The sequence below is a fragment of the Kineosporiaceae bacterium genome (genome assembly GCA_016713225.1).
In the GTDB taxonomy this organism is placed as follows: Bacteria; Actinomycetota; Actinomycetes; order Actinomycetales; family Kineosporiaceae; genus JADJPO01.
Genome location: JADJPO010000001.1, coordinates 808661 through 823967 on the forward strand (window position 1 = coordinate 808661; position 15307 = coordinate 823967).

The 15307-nt window shown below is 70.6% G+C and carries 13 protein-coding genes; 9 read left to right on the plus strand and 4 right to left on the minus strand.

The genetic code is table 11. The features are described 5' to 3' along the window. The first annotated feature begins 15 nt into the window (after window positions 1-15). The 5 genes from IPK24_03675 (at window position 16) to IPK24_03695 (ending at window position 4934) form a co-directional block, all read left to right on the plus strand. Window positions 16-1080, plus strand: coding sequence for a glucosyl-3-phosphoglycerate synthase (locus tag IPK24_03675; protein MBK8074674.1), 1065 nt, complete (start codon window positions 16-18; stop codon window positions 1078-1080). After that, window positions 1074-1934, plus strand: a complete 861-nt coding sequence (folP, locus tag IPK24_03680) for a dihydropteroate synthase (protein MBK8074675.1) — start codon at window positions 1074-1076, stop codon at window positions 1932-1934. The genes IPK24_03675 and folP overlap by 7 nt, the downstream gene beginning before the upstream one ends. Then, window positions 1934-2713: a hypothetical protein gene (locus tag IPK24_03685; GenBank protein ID MBK8074676.1), complete on the plus strand. Its 780-nt coding sequence runs from the start codon at window positions 1934-1936 to the stop codon at window positions 2711-2713. Before folP ends, IPK24_03685 begins: the two co-directional genes overlap by 1 nt. Before the next feature lie 202 nt (window positions 2714-2915). Then, window positions 2916-3548 (plus strand): DnaJ domain-containing protein, encoded by a 633-nt coding sequence (locus tag IPK24_03690; GenBank protein ID MBK8074677.1) that lies wholly within the window; start codon window positions 2916-2918, stop codon window positions 3546-3548. Window positions 3549-3902: 354 nt separating this feature from the next. Then, window positions 3903-4934: an AAA family ATPase gene (locus tag IPK24_03695; GenBank protein MBK8074678.1), complete on the plus strand. Its 1032-nt coding sequence runs from the start codon at window positions 3903-3905 to the stop codon at window positions 4932-4934. 105 nt (window positions 4935-5039) lie between these two features. On the opposite strand, the gene IPK24_03700 is transcribed toward IPK24_03695, so the two are convergent. Further along, window positions 5040-6008, minus strand: coding sequence for a LacI family DNA-binding transcriptional regulator (locus IPK24_03700; protein MBK8074679.1), 969 nt, complete (start codon window positions 6006-6008; stop codon window positions 5040-5042). A 93-nt stretch (window positions 6009-6101) separates the two neighbouring features. Here IPK24_03700 and IPK24_03705 point away from each other — a divergent pair, with 93 nt between their 5' ends. Then, complete coding sequence (locus tag IPK24_03705; GenBank protein MBK8074680.1) at window positions 6102-8363, plus strand: glycoside hydrolase family 3 C-terminal domain-containing protein; 2262 nt, start codon at window positions 6102-6104, stop codon at window positions 8361-8363. 33 nt (window positions 8364-8396) lie between these two features. Here IPK24_03705 and IPK24_03710 read toward each other — a convergent pair whose 3' ends face one another. After that, window positions 8397-9758: a hypothetical protein gene (locus IPK24_03710; GenBank protein MBK8074681.1), complete on the minus strand. Its 1362-nt coding sequence runs from the start codon at window positions 9756-9758 to the stop codon at window positions 8397-8399. Window positions 9759-9852: 94 nt separating this feature from the next. On the opposite strand from IPK24_03710, the gene IPK24_03715 reads away from it, so the two are divergent. Both IPK24_03715 and IPK24_03720 read left to right on the plus strand, forming a co-directional pair. Further along, on the plus strand, window positions 9853-11583 hold the full coding sequence (locus tag IPK24_03715) for an aminotransferase class V-fold PLP-dependent enzyme (GenBank protein ID MBK8074682.1): 1731 nt from the start codon (window positions 9853-9855) through the stop codon (window positions 11581-11583). Then, window positions 11580-12281: a PIG-L family deacetylase gene (locus IPK24_03720; GenBank protein MBK8074683.1), complete on the plus strand. Its 702-nt coding sequence runs from the start codon at window positions 11580-11582 to the stop codon at window positions 12279-12281. The genes IPK24_03715 and IPK24_03720 overlap by 4 nt, the downstream gene beginning before the upstream one ends. An 18-nt stretch (window positions 12282-12299) precedes the next feature. Here IPK24_03720 and IPK24_03725 read toward each other — a convergent pair whose 3' ends face one another. Then, window positions 12300-12914: a class I SAM-dependent methyltransferase gene (locus IPK24_03725; protein MBK8074684.1), complete on the minus strand. Its 615-nt coding sequence runs from the start codon at window positions 12912-12914 to the stop codon at window positions 12300-12302. Between the two features lie 148 nt (window positions 12915-13062). Between IPK24_03725 and IPK24_03730 the strand changes: the two genes are divergently transcribed. Further along, the gene (locus IPK24_03730) at window positions 13063-14262 is read left to right on the plus strand and encodes an NAD(P)/FAD-dependent oxidoreductase (GenBank protein ID MBK8074685.1); all 1200 of its coding nucleotides are present in this window, start codon (window positions 13063-13065) and stop codon (window positions 14260-14262) included. 181 nt (window positions 14263-14443) lie between these two features. On the opposite strand, the gene IPK24_03735 is transcribed toward IPK24_03730, so the two are convergent. Further along, entirely contained in the window at window positions 14444-15202 is a 759-nt protein-coding gene (locus IPK24_03735; GenBank protein MBK8074686.1) for a GntR family transcriptional regulator, read from the minus strand. Window positions 15203-15307: the final 105 nt, after the last annotated feature.

A 15307-nucleotide genomic window follows, 5' to 3' on the forward strand; every position in this document is an offset into this window, starting at 1 on the left:
CTGGAAGGTGGCCGGGTGACCGCAGAGGCAACTCGCTGGTTCGCGCACCGGACCAGCAGGGCCGAGCAGTGGCCGGTGACCGACCTGGTGGCGGCCAAGTCCCGCACCGGCAGTCGGATCAGTGTGGTGATCCCGGCGCGCGACGAACAGGCGACGATCGAGGACGTCGTCCGGTGCCTGCGGCGTGCGCTGGTCGAGCAGTCGCCGCTGGTCGACGAACTGATCGTGGTCGATTCCGACTCGCGTGACGGGACGGCGGACCTGGCCCGCCGGGCCGGCGCCACGGTGGTGTCCTCGGCGCAGGTGCGGCCCGATCTCGGGTCGTATCCCGGCAAGGGCGAGGCGATCTGGAAGTCGTTGTTCGCCACCACCGGCGACGTGCTGGTCTTCGTCGACGCCGACCTGACCCATTTCGGTCCGCACTTCGTGACGGGGTTGGTCGGCCCGCTGCTGCACGATCCAGATCTGTTGCTGGTCAAGGGGTTCTACGATCGCATCCTCGATCTGGGGGACGAAGCGACCCCGGACGGCGGCCGGGTCACCGAGCTGGTGGCGCGCCCGCTGCTCAACCTCTGGTGGCCGCAGCTGTCACGCGTCGTGCAGCCGTTGGCGGGGGAGTGGGCCGCCCGCCGCTCGCTGCTGGAGTCGGTGTCGATCCCGACCGGCTACGGCGTCGAACTCGCCACGCTGCTCGACACCTTCGCCCTCGCCGGCCCGGACGCCGTGGCGCAGGTCGATCTGGGTGCGCGGGCGCATCGCCACCAGGCGGTGCACGACCTGGGGGTGATGGCTGCCGAGTTGCTGGTGGTGGCCGAACGTCGACGCGGCGACCGGACCGCCCGGTCGATCGAGTCGGCCACCCTGAGCCAGTTCCGGCGGGGGGCGCCACCTGTGGGCGAGGTGCCTGTGCGTGAGGTACCCGTGCGTGAGGTACCCGTGGTGTCGCTGTCCCACGCGGCCGCCGGTGCGGTGGATCCTGCGGGGACGGGGCACTGGCGGGTGCGTCCGGTGCCGGTCCGCGAACGCCCGCCCGCGGTGAGCGTCGACCCGCCGGTCGCGATCCGGGGGTCGGCGTGCTGAAGCTGGGCCGCCGCACCTTCGCCGCCACGGACCGGTTGGTGATGGCGATCGTCAACCGCACCCCGGACTCGTTCTACGACCGAGGTGCCACCTACGCCGCGGACGCCGCGATGGACCGGGTGCACCAGGTCGTGGCCGAGGGTGCTGATCTGGTGGACATCGGTGGTGTGAAGGCTGCCCCGGGAGACGAGGTCGACGTCGACGAAGAGTTGCGCCGTACGGTCTCGTTCGTGGCTGCGGTACGCCAGGCCCACCCCGACCTGGTGATCAGTGTCGACACCTGGCGGCACGAGGTGGGCCGCGCGGTGTGCGAGGCGGGGGCGGACGTGCTCAACGATGCCTGGGGCGGCGTCGACGAGCGGCTCGCCGAGGTGGCTGCGGAGTTCGACGCCGCGCTGGTGTGCACCCACGCGGGCGGATTGCCGCCGCGGACCCGGCCGCACCGCCTCGGCTACGACGACGTGATGTCCCACGTGATCACCCTGACCACCGGGCTCGCCGAGCGGGCGGTCGCCCTGGGGGTCCGCCGCGAGAGTGTGATGATCGACCCGGGGCACGACTTCGGCAAGAACACCTGGCACTCCCTCGAGGTGACGCGCCGGCTCGACGAGATGGTCGCCACCGGGTGGTCGGTGCTGGTCTCGACGTCCAACAAGGACTTCGTCGGCGAGAGCCTGAACGTGCCGTTGGAGGACCGGACGACGGGGACGTTGGCCAGCGTGGCGGTGTGTGCCTGGCTCGGGGCGCAGGTCTACCGGGTTCACGCGGTACGCGAGACGCGTCAGACGCTCGACATGGTCTCGACCATCCAGGGGCATCGCCCTCCGGCGCTGACGGTGCGGGGGTTGGCCTGATGCTCGTCGCCGCCGCCATCTGCCCACATCCGCCGTTGCTCTTGCCCGGGGTGACCGGGGCAGCCGTGCAGCTCGACCCGGCCGCCGAGCTCAGGGCGGCCTGCCGGGAAGCCGTCGCCGCGGTGACGGACGCCGCGCCCGACGTCCTCGTGGTGATTGCCGGTCAGGACCATCCTGCCGGCTCGACCCCGGACGCCGTGCCGCACCGCGAGTGGGATCCCGCGGCCTGCGACCTCGGGGTCGAGCGGTACACCGCGGGACGCGTTGCGGGGCAACGAGGTACGCCGAGGTCACCGTTGCGCGGCGGGACGCCGGTGCTGCCGCTGGGGCTGGCGGTCGGGCAGGTCCTGGTGGACCTCGCCGGGTGGACCGGTCGACGCCGCCTGGTCTCGGTGCCCGCCGCGGCCACGGTCGAGCACTGCCTGCAGCTGGGTCGTGAGCTGGCGGGAGTGGCCACTCGGGTGGGGGTCGTGGTCCTGGGTGATGGCAGCGCTCGCCGCACGATCAAGGCCCCGGGCTATCTCGATCCGCGCGCGCACGACCTGGATGCGTTGTGCGAGAAGGGATTACGTGGAGACCTGACGGTACTGCGTGCGCTCGACCCGGGGCAGTGTGCCGACCTGCTGGTAGCCGGTCGCGCGGCCTGGCAGGTGCTTGCCGGTCTCGCCGAGGACGCCGGCCCGGTGGCCTGTGTCGTGCACCACGACGCGGTTCCCCACGGCGTGCGCTACCTGGTCGCGAGCTGGATGGTCGACGGCGCCGCGTTGACCTCCGATTGACCGTGCCGGTCGCGCCGCGGATGTTACCGATGAGTCGTCGTATCGCGCGGATCTCGAGCCCGGTTACGCTGGCTTCAGCCTGATTGGCGATGGAGCCGATGATCGATGAGGCACACGAGGCTCCATTGAGGCGACCCCCGCACCGATGTCACAACCTGACGCGGCGTTCATCCGCGGGGAGGATCACGACGAAGGATTGTTCATGGCAGCTCAGACGTGGCTGACGAAAGACCTGTACGCCGTGCTCGGGGTCCCCCGAGACTCCACCGACGACACCTTGCGCCGCGCCTATCGTCGGCTTGCGCGCCAACACCATCCCGATACCAACTCCGGCTGCCCTCGCGCCGAGCGCCGGTTCAAGGAGGTCGGCGCCGCCTACGCGGTGCTGTCCAACCAGTCTCGGCGCGCCCGGTATGACCGCACCCGATCCGGTGTGACGCATCTGCGCGCCCACGATGGCTGGTCGGCTGCTGCCCGGCGTCGAGCCCAGGCATCCGGCGCCGGCACCCCGGGAAACGCCCCGTGGACCAACACCTCGGACGCGACCTCCGGCCCGAGCAGCACCGACTCGCAGAACGCCCGCCCGAGCGACGCCGGCCGCGGCGCCTCGACCTCGGAGTCACCCCGGCCCGAGTCCGCCGGCACCTCGTCGACCAGCCGATCGACGGCCGGCGACTCGGCGAGCACCCGCACCCCGGCTGCCTCGTCGTCCCTGGGGTGGGAGTCGCTCGTGTGGGCGCCCGCGATGTGGGCCACCACGGCCTGGTCGAGCACCCTCCAGGCGGGTCTGTGGTGGCTGCCCCAGCCGGCGCGCGCCGAGACCACCGACGACTGACCGGACTCCCGAGCGCGCCGATCCCATCCACCCCAACCTCATCCACCCCACCCCATCCACCCCACCTCAGCGCCCCCCGCCTCGCCGCCACCCTCCGCTCCATGATCACCGTTGGATCGCAGTTTGCTCCGGTTGACCGGTAGCAAACTGCGATCCAACGGTGATCTTCGGTGCGGGGAACTGTGGCGCGTCGGTCGCGCCGAAACTCCCTTGTGCCCTGATCCCCCGGCTGCCACTCTGAGCGACGCATCCGTGCCGAAGGAGCAACTCATGACCGACCGATCACCACACACCCCCATGCCTGCCTCGCGCTGATTCGGCGTCCGGCGGGCCCGACCGGTCACGGAGCCCGCCATGAATCCCCTTCCCCTGCCGGTACCGCTTGCTGCGGCCGAGGTCAGCAGCGTCGACACCGAATTGCCCGCCTATCTGTTCCTGCACGAGCTCACGAGCCGCGGCTACGTCCACGCCGTGGTGCGTGACCTGCCTGTGGCGCACACCCCCGACGTCCTGCCCGAGGGGCATCAGCTGGTGCTCGGCGTCGACAACACGGCCGGGCACGACCACGTCGCCCTGGTGGAGGACTGTGTGGTGTGGCTCGAGAGTTGGCGCCGGGGTGGCCGGTTGCGGGTGGCCGCGGCTCATCCCGAGGCCGCGCGCCGGGTCACCGAGCAGTTGCTGAGCCGACTGACGCCGTCGTCAGGTCCGGGTCAGGTACGGGTGGAGTTCGCCGACGCCCAAACCGGTTCTCGTCACATCGATCTCGACGTCACGCCCTGGCCGCAGATCAGTCACCTCTATCCCGCGGCGGTCGTCGCCTCGATGCAGCGGCTGGCGGCTCACGAGCCGACGGACGACGACCCACGACTGCTGCTGTGGCACGGTCGGCCCGGCACCGGCAAGACCACGGCGCTTCGGGCGCTGCTGGACGCCTGGCGGGACTGGACCGCTCCGGTGGTGGTCAGTGACCCGGGGTCGCTGCTCACCGATGGCCGTTATCTGCGACGCATCCTGCTCGACCAGCCGGACGACGACGCCGCGTGGCGGCTGATCGTCATGGAGGACGCCGAGGCCCTGCTACGGGCGCACCAGGGCGGTAGCGCCGTGGGCAAGATGCTCAATCTCGCCGACGGCCTGCTCGGACAAGGGCTTCGCTGCCTGTTCCTGCTCACCACGAATCAGGGGCTCGATCAGGTGCACCCGGCGTTGCTGCGTCCGGGTCGTTGTCTGTCGCTGGTGGAGTTCGCGCCGCTGTCGCCGTCCGAGGCGTCGGTGCTGCGTGGGGAGGCGATCGCACGGCCGATGACCCTTGCCGAGGTCATGAGCCGTGAAGTGGACGTCGTCATCGATCTGCACCCGGACGTCGGAACCTACCTCTATCTGTGAGCCCACCTCGGCCCACCCACCCCACCCACCCCGCCATGATCACCGTTGGATCGCAGTCTGCACCGGGTGACCGGTAGCAGACTGCGATCCAACAGTGATCTTCGATCAGGCACTCTCGCGCGCGACGATCCGCACCGCGGTGCGCAGGTCGACCGGTCGGACGCCGTCCTGTCCGAGGGCATGGGCGAGCTCGTCCGCCAGGTGGTCGGCGAACACCTCGGGTGCGGTGTCGATCGAGCTGAGGCTCGGCTCGGCGCACTGACCGGCCGGAGTGTTGTCGATGCCGATGACGGCCAGGTCGTCCGGGCAGGTCACCCCGTGCCGACGGGCGGCAGCCATGACGGCCAGCGCCACGTCGTCGTTGTAGGCAGCCACGGCGGTCACCCCGGCGGCCCGCCAACGGTGTACCGCGGTGGCGGCCAGCTCGGGGTCGGTGCCGACCGAGGCCATCACGGGCTCGGCCAGTCCGGCGGCGCGCGATGCCCGGGCGGCCCCGGCGCTGCGAGCATCGCTGAACCAGGTGAGCGTGGGGTCCGTCGCGGCGGCGTACCCCAGCCGGACGTGTCCGGCACGGATCAGGTGATCGGCCTGCAGCCCACCGTGGTGCGCCGCCTGGGCGCGCAGGTCGCCGAGCGCTCTGGCCGGATCGATGACGTGCGGGCACCCGGCGCGGTGCAACCGGTCGACCACCCGCTGCGGCAGGCGATCCAGGCTGAGGACGGCGAGGGGGGTGATCGCCGACCAGATCCGCTCGTCCGCCGGGTCGGCCTGGGTCTGCACCAACCACAACCCCAGCCCGGTCACCCGCTCGGTCAGGCGACGCAGGATCAGCCCGGTGGTGTAGGCCTGGGTCCATTGCGGTTGGACGACGAGCACCAGGTCACTGACGCCCCGGCGCAACGCGCGTGCCGACGCCGAGGGGACGTACCCGAGCTCGGCGGCGGCGGCGAGGACCCGCTCGCGCGTGGCGGCGGGGAGGTCCCCACGCCCGTTCAGCACGTAGCTGACGGTCGTGCGCGAGACGCCGGCTGCCTGCGCCACGTCAGTGCTGGTGACGCGGTGGGGTCGGGTCATGCGGCTCACCCCTTGACCTGGTTTCGGATGCCGTCCCATAGTAGGTGATACGTGCCACTGACACGTTTCACCACGACCCGAGGGACTGATCCGATGCCTGCCGAGCTCGACGTCGACTCCGTGCTCGCTGACCTGAGCCTCGCCGAGAAGGCAGCTCTGGCCAGCGGATCGGGGTTCTGGTGGACCACAGCGGTGGAGCGGCTCGGCGTCCCGTCGATCATGGTGTCGGACGGCCCGCACGGCATGCGAGTGCAACCCAAGGGTGGCGATCACGTGGGCCTCGGCGGCAGCCTGCCGGCCACCTGCTTTCCGCCCGCGGCCGGGCTGGCCTCGTCCTGGAACCCTGCGCTGCTGCAGCGGGTCGGGCAGGCGCTGGGCCGGGAGGCGCGCGCCAGCAACGTCTCGGTGATCCTCGGGCCGGGCGTCAACATGAAGCGCTCGCCGCTGTGCGGGCGCAACTTCGAGTACTTCTCGGAAGACCCCTACCTGGCCGGTGAACTGGCGGTGGGCATCGTCGACGGAATCCAGTCGCAGGGCGTCGGCACCTCGGTCAAGCACTACGCCGCCAACAATCAGGAGGACGACCGGCTGCGGGTGAACGTCCAGGTCGACGAACGCACGCTGCGCGAGATCTACCTGCCGGCCTTCGAGACCGTGGTGCGGCGCAGCCGTCCGTGGACCGTCATGTGTGCGTACAACACGGTGAACGGTCTGCCGGCTTCGGCCAACCCCTGGCTGCTGACCACCGTGCTGCGCGAGGAGTTCGGGTTCGACGGCGTGGTGGTCTCGGACTGGGGCGCGGTCTACGACCGGGTCGCCGCGGCGAAGGCCGGGCTCGATCTCGAGATGCCGCCCAACCCCCGCAGCCCCGGCCAGGTGGTGGCCGCCGTCGAGTCCGGCGACCTGCCGGTCGAGGTGCTCGATGCCCGGGTGCGCGCCGTCCTCGACCTGGTGCGCAAGGGTTCAGCGGTGCTCGAGCTCGACGAGACCCTGGACGTCGCGGCGCACCACGCGCTGGCCCGGGAGGCCGCGGGCGAGTCGATGGTGTTGTTGCGCAACGAGAACCAGCTGCTGCCCTTGGCCGGCGGCACCCGCGTGGCCGTCATCGGCGAGTTCGCCCGGACGCCCCGCTACCAGGGCGCCGGCTCGTCCCAGGTGAACCCGACGCGGCTGGACAATGCCCTGGACGCGCTCGCGGAGGGGTTCGAGGTGAGCTTCGCGTCGGGCTACACCGTCGGTGGTGAGGTCGAGGCCGATGCCCCGCTGCGCGCCGAGGCGGCCCGGGTGGCGAGGGACGCCGAGGTGGCGGTCGTGGTGATCGGGCTGCCGGCCGTGGAGGAGTCCGAGGGGTTCGATCGAACCCACCTGGATCTGCCGGCCAACCAGCTCGCCACCCTGGCCGCTGTCGCCCAGGCGAACCCGAGGATCGTCACCGTGCTGGTCAACGGGTCGACCGTGCTGCTCGGCCCGGTGCTCGAGCACAGCCAGGCGGTGGTCGAGGCCTGGCTCGGCGGGCAGGCCGGTGGGTCGGCCATCGCCGACGTGTTGAGCGGTGCGGTGAACCCCTCCGGCCGGCTGGCCGAGACCATTCCGCTGCGGCTGGAGGACAACTCGTCCTACCTGAACTTCCCCGGGGATTCCCAGGTGGTGCGGTACGGCGAGGGCCTGTTCATCGGCTACCGCGGGTATGACGCCTCGCGCCACGAGGTCGCCTACCCGTTCGGATTCGGTCTGTCCTACACCACGTTCGAGCTGTCCGAGCTGAGCGTGGTGACCAGCGGTGCCGTGGCGTCCGGCGACCTGAGTGCCGCGGTGCGGGTGCGGGTGAGCAACACCGGCCTGCGCGATGGCTCCGAGGTGGTGCAGGTCTATGTCCGTGACGTCGAGGCCTCGGTGGCGCGACCGGTTCGTGAGCTGAAGGGGTTCGCCAAGGTGGCGGTACCGGCAGGTCAGAGCCGGGACGTCGAGATCACGGTGGACCAGCGGGCGTTCTCGTACTTCTCGACCCGGCTCGGCCGCTGGGTGGTCGAGGCCGGCGACTTCGTCGTCGAGGTGGGCCACCACTCGCGCGCGCTGCCGGTCGCGCAGACGGTGTCGATCGAGGCGCCGTCCGTGGCCCCACCGGTCACCGCGTCCTCCACCCTGGCCGAGTGGCTGGCCGACCCGGTGATTCGTCCGCTGTTCGACGAGGAGGTCGGGGGCGGCCAGAACGACCCCAGGCGGGACGCTGCGCTGCTCGCCGTGATCGGCACCATGCCCATGACCACGTTGGCGGCCTTCGGTGGCATGAGTCTGGACGAGGACGCCGTCGCCCGGGTGTTGCAGCGTCGCGACGACATGGCCGAGGGCAGGTGAGTGGAGGCCGACGGTGGTCACCGCCGGCCTCGCTCAATCTCGTTCTCGCGCAGCGAATCTTAGCGTCAGGGCTGCCGCTGGGGTAAAGGGTCGCGCACCCAGCGGCGCACCCGTCAACGGGTTCTCGTACTCGGCGAACTCGATGCCGTGGGGCCTGGCGAGATAGGCCTGGCGCAACGCGCCGGCGACGGTGTGCTCGCCGCGCATTTCGAGTCCGGTCTCGATGATGTCGGTGGGGAAGCTCCAGGCCGCGCCACGCCAGTACTGCTCGGGATCGAAGCCTTCGGAGCCGATCGGCGCGCTCGGCGGCGGCACCAGGGTCCAGTACGCCGAGGGGTCGGTCAGGGTCCGCACCAGGTCTCGGGTGCGCTCGGTGCCGCGATCGACGAGCAGGGCACACAGGCCTGCGACGGTGGGCCGGCTGCTGAGTCGACCGGTGCGATAGTCGCGGCTCGCGTAGTAGCCGGGTCGTCCATCGGCGCCCGGGTGCCACAGCTCGTCGAGGTGTGTGGCCAGGCGCTGACCGGCCGAGCGCAGCGTGGCCATCGTCGTCCCGGTCTCGCCAGAGTCGGGTAGCTGCGCGGCGATCTCGTCCAGGCAGGCCAGGGCATCGATCAGGACGGCGTTGAAGCCAGGGTCCTCGATCAGGACTCCCCGCCCACTCGCCTCGATCGCGCCGAGGTCGTACCCGAGGCGTCGGATGTGCCGACTCTGCAGCTGGGCTGCGAGCACGTCGCGATGGCTCGACCGGTGCTCGAGGGACACGGTGCGCAGGTCGCCCCACCCACGCCGAAGGGCGTCCAGCCCGTAGAGCACGAATCGTCGGGCCGGCTCGGTGAGGCTGCCGCCCGGCGCGAGCCAGTGTGAGGTCATCGCCTCGGCCAGATCGATGCGGTTGTCCATGCCCGTCTCGTAGGGGTGGATCACCACGGCGAGCCCGTTGCGTCCCACGCGGGTGGTGACCGCCCACCGGCAGAGGCGTTCCAGGGCCGGGAACACCGTCGCGAGAAAGGCCTGCCGACGCTCCGGCGGCAGCCGCCGCCCGACCTCGAAGGCCGCTCTGACCAGCAGGGGTGGCTGGGTGATCCCGCTGGTGGTGATGCCCGGTGGGGTCTCGCCCTCGCGGCCGAGAAACAGCTCACGCCGACGACTGCGCTCGAAGTAGATCTCGTTCGGCAGCATGCCTGAACGCCATTGGGTCTGCAGGAAGCGCAGGATCTCCTGCGCCGCCCGCTCCGGATCGTGCACGGCGAGACCCTTGACGATCACGGCGGTATCCCAGAGGTACCCGGCCGGGAACTGGGCGAGGTTCGGCACGGTCAATCCGTGGAGCCGATGCACCGCCAGGGCACGTCGAGCCGCTACCGTCAGCTCGTCCGGTGTCGGGGGGCTCATGGCCGAACCCTATGCAGGCACGCGACACCGCTGAAGGTCCCGATGTGGGCTCGCTCACAGTTATACCCTGGGGGGTATATGGAGGTGGTGGCACATGGCCCAGGAGTCCGCCCTGATGGCTCGGATCGCCGAGGCGGTCATCGGTGACGATCGGCTGATGCCGGGCCCGTACGGCCCCCGGCGAATCACTTACGCCGACTGGACCGCCTCGGGTCGGTCGCTGACCTTCATCGAGGACTTCATCCGGGACGAGGTGCTGCCGCGCTACGCCAACACGCACACCGAGGCGAGCGGCACCGGGTTGCAGACCTCTCGACTGCGCGAGGACGCTCGCCGGATCATCCGTGACGTGGTCGGCGGTGACGACTCCACCGCGGTGATCTTCGTGGGATCCGGCAGCACCGCTGCGATCGATCGCATGGTGGGCATCCTGGGGCTGCGCGTTCCGCCCGACCTCGACGATCGCCACCACCTGACGGCAGGGCTGGCCGCCGACGAGCGACCCGTCGTCCTGGTCGGACCGTACGAGCACCACAGCAACGAGCTGCCCTGGCGCGAGAGCATCGCCGAGGTCGTCACGATCCCCGAGGATGCTGCCGGGCACATCGACCTGGCGGCGCTGGAGCAGGCGTTGATCCGCTACGCGGAACGGCCGCTGCGGATCGGGTCGTTCTCGGCCGCCAGCAATGTGACCGGCATCCTGACCGACACCGACGCGGTGTCGACGCTGTTGCACCGCCATGGCGCGCTCGCGTTCTGGGACTTCGCCGCGGCGGCCCCCTACGTCGAGGTCCGCATGGTGCCGGACGTCGCGGCCGGCGCCGATCCGACGGCGTTCAAGGACGCGGTCTTCATCAGCCCGCACAAGTTCATCGGCGGCCCGGGTACGCCCGGCGTGCTGGTGGTGCGGCGCGACCTGGTTCGCAACCGGGTCCCCGTCGTCCCCGGCGGCGGCACGGTGGAGTACGTCAACCCGACCGAGCAGGTCTACGTGGCGGACGTGGAGCGGCGCGAGGAGGCCGGCACCCCGGACATCGTCGGCTCCATCCGGGCCGGACTGGTGTTCCGGCTGCGCCAGGAGGTCGGGGTCGAGGCGATCCGACGCCGCGAGGCGCAGCTGCTGGACAGAGCCCTCGCACGCTGGCAGGCCAATCCGGCGATCGAGGTGTTGGGCAATGTGGACGCCGAACGCCTCTCGATCATCTCGTTCGTGGTGCGACGGGTGGACGCCGAAGGGCGCCCGGGGCGGTACGTGCACCACAACGCCGTCGTCGCCCTGCTCAACGATCTGTTCGGGGTTCAGGCACGTGGCGGATGCTCGTGCGCCGGACCGTACGGCCACCGGCTGCTGGGTATCGACGTCGAGACCTCCCACGCCTTCCAGCGAGAGATTCATCGCGGCTGTGAGGGCATCAAGCCGGGGTGGACCCGAGTGAGTCTGAACTACTTCATCAGCGACACCGTCGCCGACTACCTCATCGAAGCGGTCGATCTGGTGGCGCGCGAGGGCTGGAAACTGTTGCCCGACTATCGGTTCGACCCTCGCACCGGGCTCTGGCGGCATCGTCACGCGCCGGCCGAGCCGCCGTTGCGCCTGGCCGAGGTCGGGTTCGACCGGCAGGGGCGCCTGGCGTACCCGCATCACGAGGATCGAGTGCCCGAATCCGTTCTGGCCGAGCAGCTCAGCGAGGTGCGGGCAGTGCTGGATCTCGCGGCGCCGCGGCGATTCGATGCCGAGGGCCACCACCTCGACCGGGCCGGGTGCCCCTCGCCGGAGTTCGCCGACCTGGTCTGGTTCGACCTGCCGGAGGAGTGTCTGCGATGACCACACGGCCCAGCGATCCCGCCGGCTCCCCAACCGGGAGCCTGCCTGATTGGCGACGACTCCTGGTGGTCGTCGCTCACCCGGACGACGAGTCCTTCGGGCTCGGCGCCGTCCTGGCGGGGTTCGTCGCCGCCGGGCGCGAGGTCGACGTCCTCTGCTTCACGCACGGCGAGGCGTCGACGCTGCACGGTGTCGAAGGGGACCTGCGCGAGGTCCGCGCCGGCGAACTGGCCGAGGCGGCGCGCCGGCTCGGCCTGGCGCGGTGTGAACTGCTCGACGAGCCGGACGGCGCGCTGGGCGTCAGCGGTGCGCAGCGGCTGTCGTCGGCCGTGCAGGACGCCCTGGAACGCCGTCCCGCCGATGGCCTGGTCGTCTTCGACGAGACCGGCATCACCGGCCATCCGGACCACATCGCGGCCACCCGAGCCGCGGTGGCGGTCGGCCGGGAACGGGGGCTGCCGGTGCTGGCCTGGACCCTGCCGATCGCCGTCACCGAGACCCTGCGTGAGGAATACGGTGCGCCGTTCGCCGGGCGGTCGGCCGCCGAGATCGACCTGGTGGTGCCGGTTGACCGGGCCACCCAGTTGCACGCTGTCGCCGCCCACCCGAGCCAGGCCGTGCCCGGTAGCGTGCTGTGGCGCCGGCTCGAGCTGCTCGGTCCCGTGGAACACCTGCGGTGGTTGCACCGGGTCGACTGATCCGCCGGCGGGCCAGGGTCAGCCCCGTCGCAGAACCACCAGCGTGTCGATGGCCGAGCGTTCCTGCCCCACCGCGCGCACCACCCGATCCGCCCGTTCGGTCACGAACCCTCCGCCCGCCAGGGATGTGGCGAGATCGTCCAGGACATCGCTCTCGGTGTAGAGCACCGCCGGGTCCTGCGGACCGCCGACCCCCGCGGCGAGATTGTCGCTGTGATGAGCCACGACGACCAGGCGGCCCCCGGGCGCCAGGCATCGAGCGGCGGCGTTCAGGATCGTCCGTCGCTGTGGTGCGGGCACCTGGAGGTACACCACGAGCGCGAGGTCGTACACGGCGTCCGGCTCGAAGGTGGTGAGGTCGGCACAAGCCGTGTGCAGCCGATGGGCGTTCTCGCCCAGACGTTCGACGGCCAGCCGGCGGGCGCGTTCCAGGGCCACCTCGGAGAAGTCGACCGCGGTGGCCTGCCAGCCACGAGCCGCCAACCACAGGGCGTTGCGTGCCTCGCCGGCTCCCAGATCGATGGCTGTGCCGGGGGGCAGTGCGCTGCAGACCTGCTCGACCCAGACGTTGGGTGTGGCCGACCACACCAGCTCACTGCCCGCGTAGCGGGTATCCCAGTCCGTGCTGTCCACAGCCGTCTCCTTCGGGTTCGTGCTCGGGGATGACCGTATCCGACCCATTGAGTGTGAGTCCCGGATAGCCTACCCTGACTATGCGGATGTCCGTACATCCGGGAATGCGTATAAGCCAAGGTCCGGTGTTCCGACGAAGGAGTCCTCCATGAGCACCTCGAGCCACCGTGTCGTCATCGTCGGCGGCGGAAGCGCCGGGATCACCGTGGCCGCTCGGCTGCGCCGTGCCGGCATCACCGACGTTGCCGTGATCGAACCATCCGACACCCACTGGTACCAGCCGCTGTGGACCCTGGTCGGGGGTGGCCTGGCGGAGGTTGCCCGGTCGGCTCGTCCGCAGGCCTCCGTGATGCCGAAGGGGGTCAGCTGGATCCGGGCACGAGTGGCCGGCGTCGACCCGCAGGCCAGCGAGCTCACCCTCGAGGACGGTCGCACGATCGGGTACGAGTATCTGGTGATGGCTCCCGGCATTCAGCTCAACTGGGGCGGCATCACCGGGCTGCCCGAGAGCCTGGGCGCGAATGGGGTGTCGAGCAACTACGACCCGGCTCTGGCGCCCAAGACCTGGGACTTCATCCGGTCGACCACCCGGGGTACGGCCGTGTTCGCCCAGCCCACCGGGGCGATCAAGTGCGCCGGTGCGCCGCAGAAGATCGCTTATCTGGCAGCCGATTACTGGCGGCGGCAGGGGGTGTTGAAGGACATCGACGTCCACCTCGTGTTGCCCACTCCGGGCATGTTCGGCGTCCCGGAGTTCGCTCGGGTGCTCGAACGCGTGGTCGAGCGCTACGGCATCACGGTGCACTTCAACAGCGAGGTGACCGAGGTGGACGGCGGACAGCGTGAGGTCGTCGTGCACGACATCGCCCAGGGCACCAAGGAACGCCTCGGGTTCGACGTGTTCCACGCCGTGCCGCCGCAGTCGGCACCGGACTGGGTGCGCCAGGGGCCGCTGGCCGACACCAGCACGCCGGCCGGGTACATCGCCCTGGACAAGCACACTCTGCGACACGTGGTCTACGCCAACATCTTCGGTCTGGGCGACGCCGGCTCGACGCCGAACTCCAAGACCGGTGCCGCCGTCCGCCACCAGGCGCCCGTGCTGGTGAAGAACCTGCAGGACGCGATGGCCGGCCGCGACCTCTCGGCGAGCTATGACGGATATGCCTCGTGCCCTCTGACGACCGCACGTGACCGGATGCTGTTGGCCGAGTTCGACTACAGCATGACCCCGGCACCGAGCATCCCGTTGCTGAACACCAAGCGTGAGCACCGCGACTTCGGTCTGCTGAAGAAGGTCGGCCTGCCGACGCTCTACTGGAATCTGATGCTCACCGGTCGCGCCTGAGGAGCTCCGCGGCCGTAGTCAGATCACTGTCGTGCAGGGTCTTCCCTCCCGATGAGGGGAAATCCGTTGCGAGACAGTGATCTTGACGCGGTGTGGGGTGGAGCGTGCACGGATTGCATGATCACCGAGGAGTGGTTGGTGCCGCGAGCCTGAGTGACCGACCTGCCCGAACGAGCCCCCGTCACCGGGGGTCGGCAACGGCCCCCAGTGACCAGCCACGCGCCGTCCAGTCCGCGACGACCGACCACCGGTCGCCGCGCACGACGGTGAGCCGCCGCTCGATCACCTCGCCGGCAGCGACACCGTCGCGCTCGACACACAGGCAGGCCACGCCCCGCGGCACCTGCAACAGTGCCCGTTCGGCAGGGGTCGGCACCGTGGCGGTGATCCGCTCCCTGCCCCCGCTCACCCGGACGCCGCAGCGGGCCGCGAGTTCGTCGTACAACGCGGCGCGGGTGAAGTCGGCGGCCATCAGCGGGCGCGCCACGGCGGCCGGCAGCCACACCTTGTCGTGTGCCAGAGGTACGCCATCGGCGAGCCGAACCCGTTCCAGCTGAAAGAGTTCGGCGTCGGGGGGCAGCCCCAGTGCGGCCGCCGCGTCCGGGCTGGTGGTCAACGATTGGTCGAGCACCTCGCTGGTCTGCACCATGCCCCGGCTCTCGATCTCGCGAAACAGCGAGTAGAGACTGCCCAGCGGTTGCTCGATGGTGGCGCGCACCTGCGTGGGACGGCCCCGGGCCGACTCCAGCACCCCTGCCTCGCGCAGTCGTCGCAACGCCTCGCGCACGGTGTGGCGTGAGACGTCGTAGTCGCGGGCGACGTCCAGCTCGCCGGGGAACGTGCCGCTGAACTCGCCGGCGGACAACCGTCGGGACAGATCGCGCTGCAATTGAGCCCACAGCGGCAACGGGTCCGTGCGGTCCAGCGCTCTGGCGCTCATCGGAGGCTCCACCTGTCGGGTCTGTCGGGTCTGTCGGGTCGCTTGACCGGACAAGCGTACCGGCGGCTCGGATGGCCCGCCCGTGCCGGGGAACACGTCGAGGTC